The 20,783-nt window shown below is 67.8% G+C and carries 20 protein-coding genes; 3 read left to right on the plus strand and 17 right to left on the minus strand.

Annotation, left to right across the window (positions count from 1 at the left end):
- Positions 1-21 precede the first annotated feature (21 nt).
- Together ACWDUA_RS15785 and ACWDUA_RS15790 are read right to left on the minus strand one after the other, a co-directional pair.
- The gene (locus ACWDUA_RS15785) at positions 22-1,671 is read right to left on the minus strand and encodes an FAD-dependent oxidoreductase (protein ID WP_449751941.1); all 1,650 of its coding nucleotides are present in this window, start codon (positions 1,669-1,671) and stop codon (positions 22-24) included.
- Entirely contained in the window at positions 1,671-2,624 is a 954-nt protein-coding gene (locus ACWDUA_RS15790; RefSeq protein WP_449751942.1) for an AurF N-oxygenase family protein, read from the minus strand. Before ACWDUA_RS15790 ends, ACWDUA_RS15785 begins: the two co-directional genes overlap by 1 nt.
- Positions 2,625-2,859: 235 nt before the next feature.
- On the opposite strand from ACWDUA_RS15790, the gene ACWDUA_RS15795 reads away from it, so the two are divergent.
- Positions 2,860-3,630 carry an SDR family oxidoreductase gene (locus ACWDUA_RS15795; protein ID WP_449751943.1) on the plus strand — a complete coding sequence of 257 codons (771 nt, stop codon included), beginning with the start codon at positions 2,860-2,862 and terminating at the stop codon, positions 3,628-3,630.
- A 396-nt stretch (positions 3,631-4,026) separates the two neighbouring features.
- Here ACWDUA_RS15795 and ACWDUA_RS15800 read toward each other — a convergent pair whose 3' ends face one another.
- From ACWDUA_RS15800 to ACWDUA_RS15815, 4 genes are all read right to left on the minus strand, one after another.
- Complete coding sequence (locus ACWDUA_RS15800) at positions 4,027-6,288, minus strand: CocE/NonD family hydrolase (RefSeq protein ID WP_449751944.1); 2,262 nt, start codon at positions 6,286-6,288, stop codon at positions 4,027-4,029.
- 133 nt (positions 6,289-6,421) lie between these two features.
- On the minus strand, positions 6,422-7,057 hold the full coding sequence (locus ACWDUA_RS15805; protein ID WP_449751945.1) for a trimeric intracellular cation channel family protein: 636 nt from the start codon (positions 7,055-7,057) through the stop codon (positions 6,422-6,424).
- Positions 7,058-7,173: 116 nt separating this feature from the next.
- The gene (gene rpmF, locus ACWDUA_RS15810) at positions 7,174-7,347 is read right to left on the minus strand and encodes a 50S ribosomal protein L32 (RefSeq protein WP_053776874.1); all 174 of its coding nucleotides are present in this window, start codon (positions 7,345-7,347) and stop codon (positions 7,174-7,176) included.
- A 182-nt stretch (positions 7,348-7,529) separates the two neighbouring features.
- Positions 7,530-8,291, minus strand: a complete 762-nt coding sequence (locus ACWDUA_RS15815; RefSeq protein ID WP_449751946.1) for a DUF4190 domain-containing protein — start codon at positions 8,289-8,291, stop codon at positions 7,530-7,532.
- Between the two features lie 303 nt (positions 8,292-8,594).
- On the opposite strand from ACWDUA_RS15815, the gene ACWDUA_RS15820 reads away from it, so the two are divergent.
- Entirely contained in the window at positions 8,595-9,527 is a 933-nt protein-coding gene (locus ACWDUA_RS15820) for an AEC family transporter (protein WP_449751947.1), read from the plus strand.
- Between the two features lie 9 nt (positions 9,528-9,536).
- Here the strand turns inward: ACWDUA_RS15820 and ACWDUA_RS15825 are convergent, their stop codons facing one another.
- Positions 9,537-10,199, minus strand: coding sequence for a DUF1707 SHOCT-like domain-containing protein (locus ACWDUA_RS15825; protein WP_449751948.1), 663 nt, complete (start codon positions 10,197-10,199; stop codon positions 9,537-9,539).
- A 118-nt stretch (positions 10,200-10,317) separates the two neighbouring features.
- Here ACWDUA_RS15825 and ACWDUA_RS15830 point away from each other — a divergent pair, with 118 nt between their 5' ends.
- Entirely contained in the window at positions 10,318-10,914 is a 597-nt protein-coding gene (locus ACWDUA_RS15830) for a hypothetical protein (RefSeq protein WP_449751949.1), read from the plus strand.
- A gap of 30 nt (positions 10,915-10,944) precedes the next feature.
- On the opposite strand, the gene ACWDUA_RS15835 is transcribed toward ACWDUA_RS15830, so the two are convergent.
- From ACWDUA_RS15835 to ACWDUA_RS15880, 10 genes are all read right to left on the minus strand, one after another.
- A complete protein-coding gene (locus tag ACWDUA_RS15835) occupies positions 10,945-12,930 on the minus strand; it encodes a vWA domain-containing protein (protein ID WP_449751950.1) in 1,986 nt (661 codons plus the stop codon).
- A 23-nt stretch (positions 12,931-12,953) separates the two neighbouring features.
- Positions 12,954-14,408: a sigma 54-interacting transcriptional regulator gene (locus ACWDUA_RS15840; protein WP_449751951.1), complete on the minus strand. Its 1,455-nt coding sequence runs from the start codon at positions 14,406-14,408 to the stop codon at positions 12,954-12,956.
- A 79-nt stretch (positions 14,409-14,487) separates the two neighbouring features.
- Positions 14,488-15,117 (minus strand): maleylpyruvate isomerase family mycothiol-dependent enzyme, encoded by a 630-nt coding sequence (locus tag ACWDUA_RS15845; RefSeq protein ID WP_449751952.1) that lies wholly within the window; start codon positions 15,115-15,117, stop codon positions 14,488-14,490.
- A complete protein-coding gene (locus tag ACWDUA_RS15850; protein ID WP_449751953.1) occupies positions 15,077-15,568 on the minus strand; it encodes an SRPBCC family protein in 492 nt (163 codons plus the stop codon). The genes ACWDUA_RS15845 and ACWDUA_RS15850 overlap by 41 nt, the downstream gene beginning before the upstream one ends.
- Positions 15,565-15,957: an ArsR/SmtB family transcription factor gene (locus tag ACWDUA_RS15855; RefSeq protein ID WP_449752036.1), complete on the minus strand. Its 393-nt coding sequence runs from the start codon at positions 15,955-15,957 to the stop codon at positions 15,565-15,567. The genes ACWDUA_RS15850 and ACWDUA_RS15855 overlap by 4 nt, the downstream gene beginning before the upstream one ends.
- A 221-nt stretch (positions 15,958-16,178) precedes the next feature.
- Complete coding sequence (locus tag ACWDUA_RS15860) at positions 16,179-17,066, minus strand: TauD/TfdA dioxygenase family protein (protein ID WP_449751954.1); 888 nt, start codon at positions 17,064-17,066, stop codon at positions 16,179-16,181.
- On the minus strand, positions 17,063-17,938 hold the full coding sequence (locus tag ACWDUA_RS15865; protein WP_449751955.1) for an ABC transporter ATP-binding protein: 876 nt from the start codon (positions 17,936-17,938) through the stop codon (positions 17,063-17,065). Before ACWDUA_RS15865 ends, ACWDUA_RS15860 begins: the two co-directional genes overlap by 4 nt.
- On the minus strand, positions 17,919-18,980 hold the full coding sequence (locus tag ACWDUA_RS15870) for a taurine ABC transporter substrate-binding protein (protein ID WP_449751956.1): 1,062 nt from the start codon (positions 18,978-18,980) through the stop codon (positions 17,919-17,921). Before ACWDUA_RS15870 ends, ACWDUA_RS15865 begins: the two co-directional genes overlap by 20 nt.
- 6 nt (positions 18,981-18,986) lie before the next feature.
- Entirely contained in the window at positions 18,987-19,856 is an 870-nt protein-coding gene (locus ACWDUA_RS15875; RefSeq protein ID WP_449751957.1) for an ABC transporter permease, read from the minus strand.
- A 133-nt stretch (positions 19,857-19,989) separates the two neighbouring features.
- Positions 19,990-20,736 carry a sulfite exporter TauE/SafE family protein gene (locus ACWDUA_RS15880; protein WP_449751958.1) on the minus strand — a complete coding sequence of 249 codons (747 nt, stop codon included), beginning with the start codon at positions 20,734-20,736 and terminating at the stop codon, positions 19,990-19,992.
- Positions 20,737-20,783 lie beyond the last annotated feature (47 nt).

The following is a 20,783-nucleotide window of genomic DNA, read 5'->3' on the forward strand; positions in this document are numbered from 1 at the left end:
ACCGCCCCGACGATCCCGTGGTCAGCGTTTGCGCAGACCGGCGGCTCCCACCATGTCGGCGACGCGTGTGAACTTCACACGTGGGCGGCCCTGTTCGGCGCCGCGGCGGCGTTCCATCCGGTCGATGGCGCGCATCCCGCGGTAGCCGATCACCTGCCGTGTCCGGCTGCGCAGCAATGCGGCGAACTCGTCCGGCCCGCGCGGGCTGCGCACCAGCTTCCCGGCGGCGGCGTCGGCGAGGAACTCCTCGACGGTGTCCTGCGCACACTGCTTGTTGGCGCCGATCCCGCCGCTCGGTCCCCGCTTGGCCCAGCCGAGTACGTACGCACCGGGGATCGCCGTTCCGGCGGCGTCGAGCAGTCGGCCGTCGGTGTTCGGGAAGACGCCGCGGTCGGTGTCGAAGGGCAATCCGGCGATCGGCACCGATCGGTAGCCGATGGAGCGCACGACGAGATCAGTGGCGATCGTGTGCCGTCGCGTCCCGGAGGTCACCACGACCCCCTCGACGCCCTTCTCGCCGATGATCTCCTCGGGAGCGGAGTGGAACAGGAACACGATCCGACGACGATACGCCGACGCAGGTGCCGAGAAGTCCGGCAGATCGGCGTCGGGATCGTCGTGGACCACCACCTCGACTCCCGGGATCGTCGACAGCGCACGGTATTCGGCGGAGGTGTAGGCCGCGTTGGCCTGGTCACGACGGCCGAGCAGCACCACCTCGTGGACGTTCTGTTCCCGCAGTAGCGCCAGGGCGCGGTCGGCGATGTCGGTGGTGGCCAACAGTTCCGGCGGTGAGACGAGGATCCGCGCCACGTCGAGGGCCACGTTCCCGGTTCCGACGACGACGGCACGACCGGTGGCCGGGTCGTCGCCGGTGCCCCGCCGGAGCGGTGGTGCGGCATCGGCACCGGGTACGGCGTTGTACCAGGCGACGAGGTCGGTGGCCGAGGTCGAGCCGGGCAGATCCTCACCCGGAACACCCAGGCGCCGGGCCTCACTCGCGCCGACGGCATAGAACACGGCGTCGAAGTGGTCGGCCAGTTCGGCCGGCGAGACCACCCCGACGTGGTCGTCGCGCGGCGTGTCGGGATCGCCCACCTCGACATTGGTGGCCATCGTGACCTTCTGGTCGCGATAGAGAAGATCGAAGCCCCGCAGGACACCCTTCGTCCCGGGATGATCCGGCGCCACCCCCGCACGCACGAGACCGCCCGCGGTGGGCAGCCGGTCGATCACGGTGACCTCGGCCTCGGTGCGGTCGAGCAGGGTCCGCAGCGCGTAGCCGCCCGCCGGACCGGTCCCGACCAGTGCGATCCGCAGTCCCCCAGGGAGTTTCGGGATGTCCGGGTAGCTGATCGATGGGCGGCCGTCGGCGTCGTCGGTGGTACCGATCGGCGACCAGCCCGACCGCACGTCGGGGTTGTTCTTGTAGTAGTCGGCGTTGATGTCGATGAACACCTGATCGCGCGGGCCGAGTTTGTCGGCGGGGAAGATCGCATCCACCGGGCAGGCGTCGGCGCAGGCACCGCAGTCGATACACGCCTCGGGGTCGATGTGCAGGATGTCGGAGCTGCCGAATCCGCGTTCCTCCGGCGTCGGATGAATGCAGTTGACCGGACAGACCGAGACGCATTCCGCGTCGCTGCAACAGGATTGGGTGATGACGAACATCAGAGCATGAACGCTTTCCGGTAGTAGCGCATCGCCGGGCGGGTCAGCAGCCCCACCTCGTCGAGGAATTCCATCAGGTGGGTGCAGCTGCTGCGGATCATCGAGTGGAAGTGCGTATTACCCTCCATCTCGCGGCGGGCACGATCGGCGTCGAGTCCGGCGTCGGCGTAGGCCTTCTTCTGCACCAGGCTGGTGACGATCATGTACGCGCCCATGGCGATCACGAGAGCACTGAACTGTCGGCGGGCCCAGCCGATGCCCTTCACCGACTCGCGTACCTCCTCGCGGGCGAACTTCATGTGCCGCGACTCCTCGAGCACATGGATCTCGTTGACCGTGCGGATGAAGTCGAGGACCCGCTCGTCGCGCATGCAGCCACGCTGGAAGACGTCGAGGACCTCCTCGGCGACGAGGATGCCGGCGTAGGCGACCTCGTTCTTGGCCGTGGCCTTGAAGAGTCGGCCGAGTCTGCCGACGACCCGCTTGGGCTTGTAGGACGTGCCGACCATCTTCTCACTGGCCTTCGCGAACATGATCGAGTGGCGGCACTCGTCGGCGATCTCGACCAGCGCGAACTGGAACTCCGAGCCGTGGTAGTCGCCGAGGTACTGATCGCGGACGACCATCTCCTGCAGGATCATCTCGAACCAGATGCCGATGCACATGATCGAGGCGAACTCGTGGCGGGTCACCGAGATCCGCTGTTCCTCGGTGAGCTCGTCCCAGTAGTCGGTGCCGTAGAGCGAGGACCACTCCGGGCTGCAGCCGTACTTGGCGGGATCCATCGGCAACGACCAGTCGATCTCGGTCATCGCATTGCGCGACAGCCGCGCCGCCGACGCCAGCAGGCGTGCCGACACCTCCTCGGTGCCCTCGTCACGCATGCTGATGACGGTGCCGAGGTCGTCGGTGTCGGACTCGGTGTGGTTGCTGCGGTTCATCGCGGTGGTCATCTCGCTGTGCCTCCGTGTCGGGATGCCGATTCGGCATCGGGGGGTGACATCTGGTGTGACATCGGTTCGCGGATCGGTGTGACCCGCAGATTTCTATGACAACGAACGATGTCATATCAACGCGTATTGTCAAGATAGCAGCGGAGTGTGACCGAGTAAACAGACAGCGGACTATACTGGCGAGTAAGTTTCGTTCGACATCTCATCGACGCAGGTCACAAGGGCAGGAGAGCCAATGTCATCGATTTTCGTCACCGGCGGTGCGGCCGGTATCGGACTGGCCACCGCGCAGCGTTTCGCCCGTGAGGGCTGGACCGTCGGTGTCTACGACGTCGATCAGGACGCCCTCGACAAGGTCGCCGCCAACCACCCGGGCTTCATCACCGGACGCCTCGACGTCCGCGACCCGCAGCAATGGGCCGACTCACTGGCCGAGTTCACCTCACACACCGGCGGCACCCTCGACGTCCTCGACAACAACGCGGGCATCCTCAAGGCCGGGCGCCTCGACGAGATCTCCCCCGACGCCATCCGCGCACAGATCGACATCGATGCCCTCGGCGTCACCCTCGGCGCGCAGGCCGCCTACCCCTACCTCAAGGCGACGCCGGGAGCACATCTGGTGAACATCGCGTCGGCGTCGGCGATCTACGGCCAGCCGGGGATCGCCACCTACAGCGCCACCAAGTTCTACGTCGCCGGCCTCACCGAGGCGCTCGAGCTCGAGTGGGAACACGACGACATTCGGGTGGTCAGCATCTGGCCACTGTGGGCCAAGACCGCACTGGCCGACCCGAGCGCCAAGTCCACCCAGACCCTCGGCGTGCGGATCACCCCCGAACAGATCGCCGAGAAGGTCTACGAGTCGGTGCATCCGACGCGCGCCGACCGACTGTTGCACCGCACCAGCTATTCCGTCGGCACCCAGACCCTGGTGCTGGGCAACGCCGCCAAGTTCATCCCGAACTTCGTCAATCGCACGGTGAACAAGCTGATCGCACAGTAGGTTCACCCCACTCGAAGCCACGGGGTGGTCGCGAATGCTCTTGTCTCACCGGGTTTCGACGGCCGGGCGGCCTCGCTACGCGAGGACGACCTGCTCAACCACCGTGCTGCAGTTGATGGTTGAGCAGCAAGGAGCGCAAGCGACGACGCGGCCGTCGAAACCTCCACCGGCCGACAACACAAAGCGACCACCCCAGAGCGATCACCTCCCAACCACCGCTGACAGAGGTTTCGACAACCGGACGGCCTCGCTACGCGAGGACGACCTGCTCAACCACCAACGAGCAGCACGGGAGCGCAAGCGAAGGCCACCTGCTCAACCACCGATGAGCAGCACAAAACCCAAGCGACGACACGTGCTCAACCACCGATCAGACGCGATCACGGTGGCCATTCGCTATCCCCCGTTGAACGCCGGCGTGTAGGCCCGGCACGGCTGGCCGCGCAGACCTTCACAGGGCGCCGACGGACCACCGGCCCGTAGTCCGGGCACCACCGGCAACACCAGTGACGACCCGCCCGGGCCCAGCGCCAGGGTGTCGACGATTCGGCCCCCGGTGGCCGGGGTGTCGAACCGCCACGACGTGCGGTCCCCACCGGGTGAGGTGACCGTGACCCGAATCCGCGACCCGGCGCGGAAGGTGTAGGCGATCGGTTCCAGGGAGATCCGCGCGGTGCTGAACCCGGAGGGAAGTGGTTGCGGTGAAAGCCAATCGCGCGCGGGGTGCAGCGCGGTGGCGGCATCGTCGGTGGCCCGCAACGACGCCCGCAGATAGCCGGTGGTGACCAGTTGTTCCCGACCGTCGGGTCGCACCTCGGAGACGGTGGCCTGTAGGTCGGTGTCGGGTGCCGACGACGCGAGCCGCAGGTCCAGACTCGCCGGACCGACGACGGCGGTGTCGGTTTGCTGTGGCGCACTGGTGAATCCGACGCCGGCCTGCCCGGGGATCGGCGCCCAGTCATAGGGTGGGCGCGCCTTCCACGGCAGCATCGACGGTCCGGTCACATCCAGCGTGCCGGCCGGTCGCGCCGACGGATCGGGACGGAAGGAGACCTCGCCCGATCCGCCGGCGCCGCCCAGGGTTCCGCCGACCCCGAGCGCCAGGCGACGACCGTCGCCCACCGAAGCCGGTGGCCACGAGGAGAACCCGGCCGACCACAGAGCGCTCATGTTGCCGACCGGCACGGTGCCGGTGCCGTTGCCGAAGAACACCTGGATCCGCGGGTCCTGCGCGAACAGCGTCCGGGCACGGGCCAGGGTTCCCGCATCGGGGTGACGCGCGGTGACGATCGGCCGGCCCGGGGTGCCGCTGGTGGCCTCGTAGAGGACCGGTCCGAGCGCGGTCAGCGCGGGTTTCGGTGTCGGGACCCGGTGTGCCACGAAGATGTCGAGGAACTCGTTCCACGGTCCGAGGATCTGCGGATGGGTGGAGTCGAAGTGCGATCCGTTGATCATCTTGACCCACACGTTCGGATTGTGTGCCAGCCGCGGGATGATCGCCGTCCACTGCGGACCGGTCTGCTCATCCTGCAGAGCACCCGCGAGGTAGACCGGAACGGTGATCCGCGACGCCCACCAGGACGGTGACCGGTGGTCGTGCACCGACGGTGTGCGCGTGGGGTTGTCGGCGACGAGACGCTCGGCGTCGACCGACTGCAGCCGGAGGCGCTGGTTGTCGGCGCAGATGCGGTCGCCGTCGGCGATCGCCACTCGCGGGTAGGGTTGCCCCCCGGCCGGTGCGGGTGCGGCGTCACGTTGCCGTTCGGCCAGCCACGTGTGGGCGAATCCGGTGTTGAAGATCCCGCCGGGGAACCCGGTGGAGTAGAGATCGTCGGTGATGCTCATCGGGGCGATCGCCGCCAGGCTCGGCGGCCGCGTCCCGGCGACGGCGATCTGCGAGATCCCGGAGAACGAGATCCCCACCATGCCCACCTTGTGGTGGGCCACCCACGGCTGGCGTGCAACGGTCTCGACGACGTCGTAGCCGTCGTAGGTGGTGGGCAGGTCGAAGAGATCGAAAGCCCCACCGGAGCAGCCACTGCCACGCATCGCGACATTCACCGTCGCGAAACCGGCAGTGGGACCGATGATCCCACCCAACATGGTGCTGATGGCCGGTGAGCGTGGATCGGGTTGCCGCGCCAGTGATCCCAACGCCCCGAGCACGAAGTCACCGGGCGCGGCGATCTGGTAGCCGGAGTACTCGACGAGCGTTGGGAACGGGCCGTCGGCAAGGGTCTTGCCCACCGGCAACCGCACCATCGCCGCCAGCGTGATGCCGTCACGCACCCGGATGTAGTTCATCCCGGGTCGCAGGGTCTGCTCGAATTGGGCTGTCGGTGGTGGCGCCTCGCCGAGCACCGCGAAGGAGTTGCCACTCCGGCCGCCCACATCGAAGCGGTAGCCGCCACCCGGAGCCAGCTCACGCACCAGGAATGAGCCGAGCCGGTCGACATGACCGGCCCCGACCCGCGTCCCGGTGGCATCCCGCAGCACCACCGACGCCCCGGGCGTCGCCCCGGTCAGATACGCCTGGGTGACGCTGCCCGCGCCGCGTCCGACGGCGCTCGTCGTCGGCGCGGCGTCGGATACCGCGCTCGTGAGGACCCCGCCGGTGACCACCACGGCCAGACTGCACAGCAGGATCGTCGCGCGCACGACGAGACGTTTGCCGACCGAACGATGACCCCGAGATATGTGTTCCCCCAGCACGCCGGTGACGTTACGACGACCCGGCCGTCGCGACATAGGTGAAACGGGATTTTCTCCGCGCTGATCGCAAGGCCCACCCTCACCGCGTCCAACGGCGCGGCCAGGTCCGCGTCGGCGCGGTCGGCAACGTCCAGTGGAAGGCGAGGCCCAGCAAGCGCAGTCCGGTCGCCAGGGTCACCGCCGCGACCACCACCCACGGATGCCACTGCGGCACCAGCTTCTCCCCCGTCACGAACAGCGTCGATCCGAGCAGAGCGGGGATCGCATACAGGTCGGCCGGTTGCAGCAGCAGCGGGATCTCGTTGGCCAGGACGTCCCGCAGGATGCCACCGCCGATCGCGGTGAGCATGCCTACCAGCACCGCGGCAAAGGCGCTGGCCCCGACGTCGAGCGCGACGCCGGCACCCGTCGTCGCGAACAACCCCATCCCGAACGCGTCTAGTACCAGGATCGTCCGGCGGAGTTCGCTGAACGCCGGATGGAAGAAGAACACCACCAGACTCGCGATGGCAGCGGTACAGATCGGGGTCCAGTTCTCGACCGACGACGGCGGTGTGATGCCCAGCAGCACATCCCGCAGGATGCCGCCACCGACACCGGTCAGCACACCGACGGTCAGAATGCCCCAGAGGTCGAAATCCTTGCGGACACCGAGGACGGCGCCCGACGCCGCGAACACCGCGATACCGGCGCTGTTGAGGACCTGCAGCAGCACCCTCTCATCGTGTCAGACGAGACTCCACGGATCTGCCCCGGACACGACGAACGCCCCGGATGATTCCGGGGCGTTCGACGTGGGTTCGCGAACCGGTCGTGGACCGGTCGGTCAGGTCAGCGACGATCGAGATCGATGACGCCGGCCTGTACGGCCTTGACGAGGCGACGCGGGATGCGCTGCGCAACGCCGTTGACCTTCACCTCCTGCAATGCCGGGTTGTCCGCCTTCCACTGCGAACGACGGCTGCGGGTGTTCGCCCGCGACATCCGGCGCTTCGGTACAGCCATGATCGTGCCCTTCTCTACGTGATCTTCACCAGAAGTCATCCGCTCCGCGAGGGGGATGGTTCCGGCTGGTCGGCGCGCACGCAGCCAACCGGGCGCGTCACGCAACCCGACCAGACTACCTGGCTCGGCGCCGAGGATCCAAAACGACTCCGGTCGACGGCGACGAGCGCCGGTGTCGGCTGCTACAGATCGGCCAGGTAGCTGCCGGTTCCGATGATCAGGAAGACCAACGCCACGATCCCCAGCACCACCGAGATGGCACCGGTGATGATCCCGGCCATGGCCATCCCCGAGCCGCCTTCACGACCCTGCGACGCCTCGATCTCCGTCCGTGCCTTCATTCCGGTGACGATCGCGGTGATTCCGAGCGCCATCGGGACGAAGAACACGAAGAGGAAGCAGCAGCCCGCCACGCTCAAGGCCAGGCCGGCGATACCACAGATCATCGAGGTGGTGGCCTTGCTGTTGTTCGGCGGACTGACCGGCGGTCCGTATCCCGGGGTGCCGTAACCGGGCGCGCCATAGCCCGGAGTGCCGTAGCCCGGCGCGCCATAGCCCGGAGTGCCAAAGCCCGGAGTGCCAAAGCCCGGAGTGCCGTAGCCGGGGGCGGCCTGGCCCGGGGCCCCGTACTGGGCGTAGGGGTCCTGCGCGTAAGGGTGCTGCGCATAGGGGTCGGCCTGCGGGGGCGTCCCGTAGGCGGGCGGGGTCTCGTAACCGGGCTGGGCGCCGTAGGAAGGTGGTGGCAAGGGCGCCTGCGGCGGCACCGGCGGCACGACATTCGGTCCGAGCTGCGTCGGCTGGAAATCCGAGGCATCACCGTATGTCGGCGGTTCCGGGGTCTGCTTCTTGAACAGATCGGGGGTCCCCGGACCGTTCGGAACCGGGTTGATCGTCGTCGGGTCCTCGGCCGGGTTTCCGGTCGGACCGTCGTGGGGTGCGGACATGAGCCCTCCTACTCGTCACGGCGTCCTGGTTTCTGCGGCGTCCTGATCACTGCGGCGTCCTGATCACTGCGGCGTCCTGATCACTGCGGCGTCCTGATCACTGCGGCGTCCTGATCACTGCGGCGTCGCGGACAGCCCGGCGCCGACATCCGGGTCGCGGCCAGCCTAACCAACCGACCACCGATCACCGCACACCTCGACGCGACGGTTCGTTCAACCGACCGTCATCGCGCCACCGGTCACGGCACCGACTCCTCGCCCGCGATTCGGACCGTGGTCCACTGTCGACCTAGACTCTCCCGGGTGTCAGGCGTCGTCTCCGGGTTCACCGTCATCTTCATCATGGTGGGCGTCGGGGTGGTACTGGGCCGCACCGGAGCACTCGGCGAGCACGCCCACGAGGTGCTCTCCCGACTGGTGTTCTTCGTCTGTACCCCGGCCCTGCTGATCTATTCGCTGATCACCACCGATCTGTCGGTGATCTTCTCGTCGACGCTGGTCATCGCGGGGGGCAGCGCGCTGGCCGTCGGCGCGCTCTATTTCCTGATCGCCACACTCGTCCTGCACCGCCAGACCCCTGAAGTGGTGGTGGGCGCCCTGGCGTCGTCGTATGTGAACAGCGTCAATCTCGGCCTGCCGATCGCGATCTTCGTACTCGACGACGCATCGTTCATCGCGCCGCTGCTGCTGTTCCAGATCCTCATCTATTCACCGCTGGCCTTGGTCACCCTGGACAAGACCGCGCTACAACGGGGTCGCGGCAATCCGGTGCGTGACGCGGTGATCCTGCCGCTGACCAATCCCATCCTGATCGGCGGACTGATCGGCATCGCCATCTCGGTGATCGGCTGGATGCCGCCGCAGGCGGTCCTCGAACCCCTCAAGATGCTCGGCAACGCGTCGGTGCCGGGCGCGCTGCTGGCCTTCGGCATGTCGCTGACCGGGGTCGCGGTGTTCAAGAAGGGACACAGTCCGCGCCGCGACATCGCCCTGGCGACGGTACTCAAGATGATCGTGATGCCCGCGCTCGTGTACGTGATCGCGCGGTGGGGCTTCGGCGAGGAGGGCCACAAGCTGTTCGCGCAGGTCGTGATCTCGGCCCTGCCGACCGCACAGAACGTCCTCGTCTACGCGACGCGCTATCGGCGCGGACAGGTCCTGGCCCGCGACACCGCGCTGATCACGACGCTGGCGTCGATCCCGGTGATCATGATCATCGCGTGGCTGCTGGCCTGACGAGCCGGTTCAGCCCCCTCCCCATCGCTGCGCCCACCCGCCGACACCACGCTCCTTGCGCTTGACCTCCACGCCACCCATCACCGCGAATCCGGTGATGTGCACAGTGGGCGCGCCCGGGGTGCCCGGCCCCGCGGCCTTGCCCCCACCGAATCCACCCATGATCGCGCCGCCACCGATCTCCACGGCGACGTCGGGCGGCACGACGATGTCGACTCCGCCCATGATCGCCAGACACTGGATGGTCAGATGCGGTGCGGTGAACTCGACCTCGCGCAGATCGATCTCGACCCCACCGAGGATCGCCGTGGCCGACAGGTGTTCGGCGACGGGGACCGCACCGGTGAGTTCACTGCCGGACAGGATCGCCAGCCGGCTGCGGATCGGTTCGCGTCCGCTGCCCGACGACACCCGGCTCGGATAGGGGTCACCGGGCTGCGGCAGCGCCACCCCGAGCTGGGTGACCGGCAGGTCGTCGGTGAGCGCGTCGAGGTCACCGAAGGTTCTGGCCGACACCGCCCGCCCGGACCGTTCCTCGTATTCCGCGGCCGTCAGATGCCCACCGGTCAGGGCCGCGGCCAGGATCTGTTGCACGAGTTCACGATCGGCGTCGGCGGCCCGCATCCGCGAGTGTCCGTCGTCGGCGGCGGGGGGTTCTGGTGCGCTGGTCACGACAGTCAGGGTAGACGCGGGGGGCGTGCCGAGACATGAGTGAACACCCTGAGTCCCACCCTGATACCGGCACCGGAGTCCGTGGGTGTTCGTCGTGGTTGTGTGCGACCATCGGCACATGGCTGGTGTGGGCAAGGTCCTGACGGGGCTCGGTGCTGCTCTCATGCTGATCTCCGTGGTGGTCGGGGTGATCCTCGCGGTCAGCGGATTCGGCAAGGTGGCCGACCAGACCTCGCAGGCGTTCGCGATCAACGGGTCGGTCACCCGACATCTCGACGCCGGCGCCCAGCTCACCCTCTACGCCCCCGGCACCACCGCCGGCCCCTACCCCGATCCGCTGCCGGCCTGTGCGGTGACCGGTCCGGGCGTCGAGCGCGATTCGACGACGCAGTCCAGCTCGTTCACCTTCGACAACACCACCGTCCGATCCTTCGCCCAGTACCGGATCACCGCCGCCGGCGAGTACGTGATCGACTGTGGCAACGGATACGCCGTCGGTGCGCCGCCTCTGTCCCTGAGTGGTGTCTTCTCCGGGGTCGGTGGCGTCCTGCTCGCGGTGTTCGGCGGCGGGCTGGGCCTGCTGGTGACGATCGTCGGCGTCATCCTGTGGGTGGTCGGGCGCAACCGGCGCAACCGTGAACGAATCCCGCCGACCGCCCCACCCGGAAATCCACCACCCGGATATCCGCCCAGCGGGCAGCCGCCGACCTGGTGACCGCCCGAAGAGCCATCTGATCTCCGGTCGTCAGCCGCGCCGGCGGCCCCGGCGGGAGCGCAGATAGTCCCCGACCACCGCGGCCCCGAGACCGTCGACGTCGGGGGCGATCACCCGTCCGCCGATGCGCCGGGCGATCTGATCCATGAAATGGGCCAGGCCCGGGTCGTCGCCGAGCCGGAAGAACGTGACCTGCGCCCCGAGCCGGGCGACGTGGTCGAGCTCGCGAACGGTCAGCGCGATGGTCTGCGGATGCGGCGGGTAGAAGAAAAACGGTTCCCCACTGGGATCGAGGTGTGCGGTGGGTTCACCGTCGGTCACCACCAGGACGACCGGTTGCGCGTTGGGGAAGCGCCGAAGATGACGCTGCGCCAGCAACAGCGCGTGATGCAGGTTGGTGCCCTGCTCCATCCGCGGCTGCAGTCCGGTCAGTTCGGCGATGTCGATCGACCGCGCGTACCGGCCGAAGGCGATGAGATGCAGTTCGTCGGTACGGAATCGGGTGGAGATGAGGTGGTTGAGCGCGACCGCGGTGCGCTTCATCGGCGTCCAGCGGCCCTCCATCTCCATCGAGAAGGAGGTGTCCACCAGCAGCACCACCGCGGCCTGCGTGCGTGCCTCGGTCTCGGCGAGCTCCACGTCGTGCACGTCGATCCGGACGCCGGGATGATCCACCGAGGTCGGGTGCCCCTCCGCCGCCGACCGCAGCACCGCGTTGGCGACGGTGCGGGAGACATCCCACGGGTCGGTGTCGCCGTAGGCCCATTCCCGCGTCGAACCCGTCGGCTCACCGAGCAGTCCGGTGTTGCGGGTCTGCCGCTCCCCGCGCCCGGACAGGTCCTCGGCGATGTCCTTGAAGATCGCCTGCCCGAGTTGGCGCATCGCCTTGGGGCTCAACCGCAGTTGGCCGTCGGCGGCGCGATCGAAGAATCCCTCCTCGCGCAACGCCTTCTCGAGTTCGACGAGGGTGCGGGCGTCGACGCCGGCCTGCTCCCCGAGTTGGCGTTCGAGGGCGTCGATGTCGATGTCGTCCATCTGGGCGCCGGCGTACTGCTGGGAGAGCTGCTCGGAGAGCGCCTCGAGTTCGGAGATGTCACGCAGAGCCGCCGCCCCCTCCCCGAGCCCCATCGGCTGATCGCCGGAGAACTGCTGTCCATCGTCCCAGCCGAGCCCCGGACGCGCCTGCCGCAGCGCCGAATCCATCTGCGCCAGTTGGCCCATCAGGTCCGGTGAACCGAATGCCTGCTGTGCCAGCTGATCGAGCTCGGCGCGCTGCTCGGGGGTCAGCGAGTTGTAGAACTGCTGGGCGGCGGCCGCGCGCTGGGCGAGCGAATCGATGAGTTCCTCGGTGTTGCGCGGATTCTCGGGGAAGAACTCGCCGTGCTCGTCCATGAACTTCTCGAACTGCTCGGTGGTGTCCTCACCGCGGTTGTGGGCGTCGAGCAGTTCGTTGAGGTCGGAGAGCATCTCCGAGATGCGTTGCCGGTCGGCCTCGGTGGCCCCCTCGAGGGCTTCCTTCATCCCGGCGAACCGCTGGTCGAGCAGTTCACGTCCGAGGAGATCCTTGATCTTGTCGTAGTCGGCAGCCGCCTCCGGGCTGCGCCACCGGTACTCCGACAACTCTTCGACGGCCTGCGCGGTGGACGGCGGCAGCGAACCCATCTGCATCTCGGCGAACCGCGCGTCGTCGTCGAGGTCACGCGCGAGTTGCTTGCGCTCGTTGAGGACCGCACGGTCGAGCAGTTCGCGGATCTCGGCGAAGGTGCCGTCGAGGTTGCGGTTCTTCAGCAGCTCCTGACGTCGGCGGTTGACCTGTTCGCGCAGGCGGTCGAGACCGGCGGTGCCAGCACTGCCCCGTCGGAGGAACTCCCGAAGTGCCCGTTGGGGACTGACGCCGGACATCACGTCGTCACCGATCTCACCCAACGCCTCACGCAGATCCACCGGCGGCGCAAGCGGATCCGGGCCGCCGGTGTACCGCTGATAGCGGGATCGATGAAAGTTCTTCTGCACCATGGGTGATGCCCCCTGGATCTGGATCAGCCGTAGATGGTCTGGCCGGTCTCGTCGGCTTCTTTGCCGATCCGCCGGGCCAGGAAGAGTCCTTCGAGTGCCAACTCGACGGCACTGGCACGTTCGCCGTCGCCGGTCGCCTCCAGCCGCTCGCCGATCGCATCGAGGACCCCGGTGACGCCGTCGGGCAACGAGTCGAGGAATTCCGCGGCGGTCACCCGGTCTCCGGTGACCACCGGTTCGCCCTCCTCCAGCGCATGCACGAGCGCTGCCATGTCGATGCCACCGAGATGGGCACGGACGGTGTCGGCCACCGACTTTCGCAACAGGTGCTCGAGGATCTCCAGCTCGCGGCCCTCTTCACCGGATTCGAACTCGATCTTCCCGCGCAGCACCTCGATGACCGACTCGAGGTCCACCACGCGTGCCACCGGAACGTCCTCACCGGTCACCGCGGACCGGTGCAGCGCCGCCGCGGCGACGGTCTCGGCGCCGGCGATGGAGAACCGGGCCGACACACCCGAGCGCTGGTCGATCGACGGATGATCGCGCGCGTAGCGGGTGAACCGGGCGAGGATCTCGGTGACGAAGGTCGGCACCGTGGCGGTGAGGTCGGCCTCCTGCTCGATCACCTCGATCTCGTCGTCGAGTTCCAGTGGGTAATGCGTGCGGATCTCGGCACCGAACCGGTCCTTGAGCGGGGTGATGATGCGACCGCGGTTGGTGTAGTCCTCGGGGTTGGCGCTGGCCATCACCAGCACGTCCAGGGGCAGCCGCAGGCTGTAGCCGCGGACCTGGATGTCGCGCTCCTCCATCACGTTGAGCATGGCGACCTGGATGCGCTCGGCCAGGTCCGGCAGCTCGTTGATGGCGACGATGCCGCGGTGGGCCCGCGGGATCAGACCGAAATGGATGGTCTCGGGGTCACCGAGGCTGCGTCCCTCGGCGACCTTCATCGGATCGACGTCGCCGACGAGGTCGGCGACCGAGGTGTCGGGGGTGGCCAGCTTCTCGCTGTACCGCTCGCTGCGGTGACGCCATTCGATCGGCAGGTCGTCGAGCAGGTTGGCGGCCTTGCGGATCGAGGCGGGTGTGATCGGCTCGTACGGGTGTTCGCCGAGTTCGGAGCCGGAGATCACCGGCGTCCACTCGTCGAGCAGACCCACCAGCGTACGCAGGATGCGGGTCTTGCCCTGGCCTCGTTCGCCCAGCATCACGACGTCATGACCGGCGAGCAGCGCGCGTTCGAGCTGCGGGATGACCGTCGACTCGAATCCGACGATGCCCGGCCAGGGGTCGCGGCCCTCGCGCAGGGCGGTCAGCAGGTTGTTGCGGATCTCGTCGCGCACGCTGCGTTGGACATGGCTGCTGGCACGCAGCTCACCCAACGTTCGCGGGGACGGATGACGGGTTTCGGTGGTTCCGATGGTGAAGTCCTCTGCCACCCCGACCACGGTACTCCGTACTGTGGCGCGCGCCATGCCATCACGACCTGTCGCGGTGTCAGGCAGTCCGGGTCACGCAGTCCGGTGTCCGGCAGTCCGGGTCACGCAGTCCGGGTCACGCAGGTGGGCCGGCCGGGGCCCGCCACGCCGGATCACGTCCGATGAAGCCGACCAGCGCGGTGATCGGGTCGGCGTCCTCGGCGACAGGGACCGCGGGACCGTACTGTCCCGATTCGCGGAGGACCTCGTCGATCGGCCGCATACCGTCGAGCAGATGTGCGGCGAAGGAGGCGTCGAGATCGGCGGGGCGCCCGGCCGCGGTGGCGAGATCCCAGGTGTGCATGAAGACATCACTGGTGTAGAACCGGTCGATCGCGTCGGCCAGACGGAGTTCGCCGACCATCGGGTGGGAGAAGGTGGACTCTGCGGAGGGCTCGTCGAGAAGGGCCTGGATGCGCTCGGCGTGGACCTTCCACGCGACCGGCGGTTCGGTGAGGCCCGGCGACGCGGGCACGTCGACGCCGCCCGCCGTGAGGAATCCGGTCACCCACTCCACGAGGTGGGCCACGATGTCGCGCGCCACCCAGCCGTCCACCGGTGTCGGTCGATCCCAATCGTCCACGGCGTCGGCGACCGCCCCGAAACCTGAGGCCACCACACGATGCCGATCGGCGACGGACAGGTCGATGAGTTCGGACACCCGCTCAGACCTCCTCGGCCTCGAGCAGGCGGTCGAGGTGGGCATATCCCTCGTTGACACCGACCTCCATGCCAGAGGCCAGCCACCCGTCGCGATCATCGAACGATTCACACAGCGACTGGGCGTGCAGACGGGTGGTGCCGTCCCCCAGATCCTCGAACCACAGCTTCTCCAGCGCCACCGAGTCGGGCATGCCCTCGAAGGTGAAGGTCTGCACGATCGTGTCGTCGGTGACGGTGTGGAAGCACCCCCGGAACCCGTACTCACCGCTCCCGTCGGTGGAGATGTACCGCCAGCTACCACCGTTGCGGACATCCCACTCGACCACCTTGCTACTGATCGAGTCGGGGCCCACCCAGGACATGAACAGATCTGGGTCGGTGTGGGCGCGCATCAGTTGTGCCGGGGTGGCCCGGAAGTCGCGAGTGATACGGATGATCGGGACCGACGGATCGGCCTCGATGGCGGCCTGTGGGTAGCGAGTGATGGTGCTCATGATGCTTCTCCTCGTGAGGTGCGTTCAGCACGACGATGCGGTGGCGCTTCATCGTTCATCTCTGCCAGTAGGACGTCGAGGCGCTGATATCGCTCCTCGGCGCGCCTCTGGTACCGCTCGATCCACTTGGTCATGAGGTCGAACACCTCCGCTTCCAGGTGGACAGGGCGGGTCTGCGCCGAACGGCTGCGCGTCACCAGCCCGGCGTCCTCGAGCACCTTGAGGTGCTTGGACACCGCCTGAAGACTGACGTCGTAGGGGGCGGCGAGCTGACCGACCGTCGCATCGGAGACCGCGAGCCGGGCGACCATGTCGCGCCGGGTCGGGTCCGAAAGTGCGGCGAACACCTTGGACAGCCCGTCGTCTTCCACTTCGTTCTCCTCAACCATTCGGTTGAATACGAGTGTGCGCCAGGCCACACCTATCGTCAACCTCTTGGTTGCATACGGGGCGGTGGGTGGACCCGGGAACGGGACGGTCGCACCCAGTGAATGCGAAGAAACGCCCGGTCAACGAGAAACGGTGCCCACTCGAATCGAGTGGGCACCGAATTCCGTTGACCGGGAGCCAGATTCCGTTGAGTGGGCGCCGAGTCTCGTCGACCGGGGTGTCAGCGCACGCCTACCGGCTCGTCGCCCCGCAGGGTGATGCGATGCATCACGCGCCGATTGTCGCCGTAGTCGCGGTTGGCGTAGTGCAGGGTGTTGCGGTTGTCCCACAGCACCAGATCCCCCAGGCGCCACCGGTGCCGGACGATGTGCTCGGGCTTGGTGATGTGGGCGTACAGCAGATCCAGGATCGCCCGGCTCTCGGCGTCGGAGACCCCGTCGATGTGAGACGTGAAGCCCGGGTTGACGAACAGCGACTTGCGGCCGGTCTCCGGATGAACCCGCACCACCGGATGACTCACCGGCGCAAGCGCAGTGACCTCCACTCCGTCCCAGACGTTTCCATGTCCGTCACGACGGTGCTTGAGGTAGTAGCCGAACTCACGGTTGCCGTCGTGGGTCGCGGTCAAGCCGTCGACGAGGTCTCGCACCGGCGCCGACAACGACTCGTAGGCGAGCTCCGCATCGGCCCAGTTGGTGTCTCCGCCGTTGCGCGGCAACACCACCGGACGCAGGATCGAGCCGGCCGGTGGGCGCGGCATGAAGGTGACGTCGGTGTGCCAGACATCGGCGAATCCGTTGTCGGCGCTGTCGAGCTCGTACACCTCGTCGGGCACGTCGCCGCTGTTCCACACCGGATGACCGGAGGTCAGATCGCCGAGACGACGACCGAACTCGATGTGGGAGGCGTCGTCGAGGCGCTGTTCGCGCAGCACGATCACCTTGTGATCGACCAGCGCCTGACGCAGCGCGCGTACGTCGTCGTCGGACGCCGAGGCGACGTCGACGCCGCGGATCTCGGCGCCGAACCGCGGGCCGAACTCGTCGATGTCGAACTCGACACCGGAGGTCACCGTTCCCACGGACGCCTGGGCCTGGGTGATGGTCATGATCGGGCCTCTCCTGTCGAAATTCCGGCCACTGCAGCCTCTTTCACCGCGGTGGCGATCTGGGTGCGAAGCACGGTGTACTCGGGTGAGTCACGGACCTCGTCGGCGGTGGCCCCCGTCCGGGGGATCGGCGAGGTGAGATCGAGTGCCACCGTTCCCGGCCGTGATGTCAGCACGACGATCCGCGTGCCGAGGAAGGCCGCCTCCTCCGCACTGTGGGTGACGAACACATTGGTACGACCCAGGTCGGCGCTCACCGACCGCAGATCTTCCTGCAACGTCTCGCGTGTGAGCGCATCCAAGGCCGCGAACGGTTCGTCGAGCAACAGCAGCGAGGTCTCCGCGGCGAGCGCACGAGCGATGGCCACGCGTTGCTGCTGCCCGCCCGAGATCTCCCAGATCCGGCGGCCCGCGATGTCGGTGAGCCCGACCCGCGCCAGGAGTTCCTCGCGACGGGCGGCGCGCTCCGACTTGGGCACCCGCGCGTACTTCAGTGCCAGGTCGATGTTCCCGCCGACGGTGCGCCACGGGAACAGGCGCGGCTGCTGGAACACCACACCCGACGTGACTCCCGGGACCGGGGCCGCTCCCCCGACCAGCACCTCGCCGGCGGTCGGCGGCTCGAACCCTGCGATCAATCGCAGCAGCGTCGACTTGCCGCAGCCCGACGCGCCGACGAGGACGAGGAACTCACCCTCGGCGACGGCGAGGTCGACCGGTCCCACCGCGGTCACCGCCGACGCCCCGGAGCCGTATCGCTGCGAGACACCGGACAGTGAGATCGCATTTCCCACGGTTGATTCCGCCCGAGCGCCGGTCGCGGTTCCCGGGGTGGGGCCGGCGACCGCCGGGCTAGGACTGTTCGACGACACCGGGCAATCCCTTCGTGTAGATCGCGGCCTGGAAGGTCGACAGCGGCGGTGCCGCCGGGATCTGCTGCTGCTCGGCCAGGAACACCGCTGCGCTGTGCAGGTTCTCGGCCAGATTTCCCGGATTGCCCTCGGTGCCCAGCCAGGTGGGCGTGGCCAGTTCGGCCGGGGTCAGGAAGGTTCCCTGCTTCAGCTGGTTGGCGGCATCTTCCGGCGTGGTGCCCAACTGTGCGGCGACGGCCGTGGCGGCGGCCTGCGGGTCGTCCTTGATGAGGTTGAGCGCCCGCGCCTGCACCTTGCGCCAGGTGTCGACGACATCGGGGTGGGCGTTCGCGAAGTCAGTGGCGACCACACCGAGGTCCAGGGTCGGCTTTCCTGCGGTCGCGAGCTGGCGGCTGGCGATGAGAGTCTTTCCGTCCTTGCGCAATTCGTCGAGAGTCGGCAGCCAGGTGTAGACCGCGTCGACGTCACCACGCTGCCAGGCGGCCAGCGATGCCTGCGGCTGCAGGTCGATGATGTCGACGTCGGAGGGCTTGACCCCGGCCTGCTCGAGTGCGGCGAGCAGGCTGTAATGCGCGGTCGATGCGAAGGCGGTGGCGACGCGCTTGCCCTTGAGATCGGCGACGGTGTTGATACCGGTGCCGTTACGGGCGACGAGGGCCTCGTTGTCGCCGGCGACGTCGAGGACGAAGGCCACCTGGTACGGAATGTTCAGCGGCTGCGAGAGTCCGCGTGCCACCGGACTGGAACCGATTGCGCCGAAGTCGATCTGCTTGGCGACGAAGGCGGTGTTGATGTCGGCGCCGGAGTCGAACTTGGTCCACTTGATGTTGTAGTCCGGGAGCGCCTCCTCGAGCCACCGGTTGTTCTTGACGATCAGATCGCCACTCGGAAAGGACTGGTAGGCAAGGCGGATCGTCGGCTTCCCGGAGTCCGCTCCGGACTTGTCCACCGAGCAGCCCGCCACTGCGAGAAGAGCCGCGGTGATGGCGGCGACGAGTGCCGCCACCGTACGTACCGGAGATCGTCGGAGTTGAGATGTCATGAGAGGTCAGGCCTTTCCGCGCCAGGGCACCGTACGGTGCTCGATCACCCGGAGTACGCCGTCGATGATCAGACCGGACAGCCCGATCAGTGCGATCCCGACGAGCACCACGGGGGTGTTGTTGTAATTGCTTGCGTCCTTGACGACACCGCCGATACCGGGGATGCCGTTGAAGAGTTCGGCGGCGACCACCGACGAGTAGGCGATGCCCACCGACAACCGGATTCCGGTGAAGGTCTCGGGCAACGCGGCCGGGACGACGACATCGGTGATCACCTCACGCCGCGACGCCCCGAGGGCGCGGGCCGCCTCGACGAGGGTGACCGGTGCGGCGCCGACCGCGGCCGTCGTCGCGACCGCCGCCGGGGGCAGCGCGGCCAGGGCCAGCAGGGTCACCTTGGGCGCCTCGTCGATGCCGAGCCAGATGACCAGGAGGAAGAAGTACGCCAGCGGCGGCAGCGCGCGCAGGAACGTCAGCCACGGTTCCAGGAGGCGACGGACCCACGGGATCGACCCCATGACCAGACCGAGGACGACGCCGATGGCGACGCCGATCACCACGCCGAGGAGCACTCGGCGCAAGGTCATGTACAGGTGTTCCCACCAGTAGTAGCCGGCGTAGCCGATCACCCCGTTGTGGGTGGTCGACATGTCTACGAAGGCCTGCCACACGGTGCCGAGTCGTGGGACGAAGGTCTCGGTCCACACGCCGCTGATGGCGATCAGCTGCCACACGAGGAGGAACAGCACCAGCGACAGCAGCGGAAGGCCCACCTGCTGCGCGAGGGCCCGCAGGCGCGAACGACCGTCGGGCTTGTCGGCGCCCGGTTGCCCGCCTCGTTCCTCGTCGGCGGTGATGTCTACGAACAAAGTCACCAGGTATGTCTATTCGCGATGGTGAATCGGCAACAGGGTTTACATCTCGGTGAGGAAATATGCCCCTACCGCTGCACCGGTGACCGGATTCTGGGTGGCCGGATACTGCGACCGCCCGGTCCGACGCGGGTGTTCAGCCGCGAATGCCCAGCCAGAGGGCCAGACCCAATCCCCCGATTCCGACCATGATCCGCAGGGGCTCGGCGGGAAGACGTTTCACCACCGGAGGTCCACACCATCCGCCGACCAGACAGCCGATCGCCATCCCGACGGCGGCCACCCAGTGCACGTGACCGGAGAAGGCGAAGCCGATCGCGGCCGCCAGATTGGCGACACCGAGAAACAGTGACTTCAACAGAGTTGCGCGCCACAGCGGTTCGCTGGTGACGACGAGGGCGAGGGCCAGGATCACGATGCCCGCGCCGGCTCCGAAGTAGCCGCCGTAGATCGCGATGATGCACAGTCCCGAGTACCAGATCCACGGCCGATCAACGTGTTTCGAGGCGAGTCGACGCAGCCGCGGCTGGATCAGCAGCGCCACCGAGGCCAGTGCGACGAGGTACGGCACGATGATCCGGAACGAGTTCGGTGGTGCGAGGATCAGGACCAGTGCACCGATGGAGCCGCCGATGAGGGCGGCGACGATGCCGATCCCGAGCCGACGCCGGTCGCCGTCGAGCAGCACCCGCCCCGATTGGCTCATGCTGCCGACCCCCACCGACACCAACGCGACCGTGTTGGTGACGTTGGCGGAGATGGGGCTCAAGCCGACGGCGAGCAGGGCGGGGTAGCTGACCAGGGAGGCCATGCCGGTGACATACCCGATGAGGCCTGCGCCGAAGCCTGCGAGGACGAGCAGCGCGAACTGCGGGATGGTCACCGGCGCCCGCCGTGCACGCTCAACGTGAGCGGGTGCCCACTCAACGC

It is taken from the genome of Gordonia sp. NPDC003376, assembly GCF_053589235.1.

Bases quoted from the DNA above. Each gene is read 5' to 3' on its own strand.
- ACWDUA_RS15785 (WP_449751941.1), bottom strand. From the start codon at position 1,671: ATGTTCGTCATCACCCAATCCTGTTGCAGCGACGCGGAATGCGTCTCG.
- ACWDUA_RS15790 (WP_449751942.1), bottom strand. From the start codon at position 2,624: ATGACCACCGCGATGAACCGCAGCAACCACACCGAGTCCGACACCGAC.
- ACWDUA_RS15795 (WP_449751943.1), top strand. From the start codon at position 2,860: ATGTCATCGATTTTCGTCACCGGCGGTGCGGCCGGTATCGGACTGGCC.
- rpmF (WP_053776874.1), bottom strand. From the start codon at position 7,347: ATGGCTGTACCGAAGCGCCGGATGTCGCGGGCGAACACCCGCAGCCGT.
- ACWDUA_RS15815 (WP_449751946.1), bottom strand. From the start codon at position 8,291: ATGTCCGCACCCCACGACGGTCCGACCGGAAACCCGGCCGAGGACCCG.
- ACWDUA_RS15830 (WP_449751949.1), top strand. From the start codon at position 10,318: ATGGCTGGTGTGGGCAAGGTCCTGACGGGGCTCGGTGCTGCTCTCATG.
- ACWDUA_RS15835 (WP_449751950.1), bottom strand. From the start codon at position 12,930: ATGGTGCAGAAGAACTTTCATCGATCCCGCTATCAGCGGTACACCGGC.
- ACWDUA_RS15840 (WP_449751951.1), bottom strand. From the start codon at position 14,408: ATGGCGCGCGCCACAGTACGGAGTACCGTGGTCGGGGTGGCAGAGGAC.
- ACWDUA_RS15845 (WP_449751952.1), bottom strand. From the start codon at position 15,117: ATGCCCACCTCGACCGCCTGCTCGAGGCCGAGGAGGTCTGAGCGGGTG.
- ACWDUA_RS15850 (WP_449751953.1), bottom strand. From the start codon at position 15,568: ATGAGCACCATCACTCGCTACCCACAGGCCGCCATCGAGGCCGATCCG.
- ACWDUA_RS15855 (WP_449752036.1), bottom strand. From the start codon at position 15,957: ATGGTTGAGGAGAACGAAGTGGAAGACGACGGGCTGTCCAAGGTGTTC.
- ACWDUA_RS15860 (WP_449751954.1), bottom strand. From the start codon at position 17,066: ATGACCATCACCCAGGCCCAGGCGTCCGTGGGAACGGTGACCTCCGGT.
- ACWDUA_RS15870 (WP_449751956.1), bottom strand. From the start codon at position 18,980: ATGACATCTCAACTCCGACGATCTCCGGTACGTACGGTGGCGGCACTC.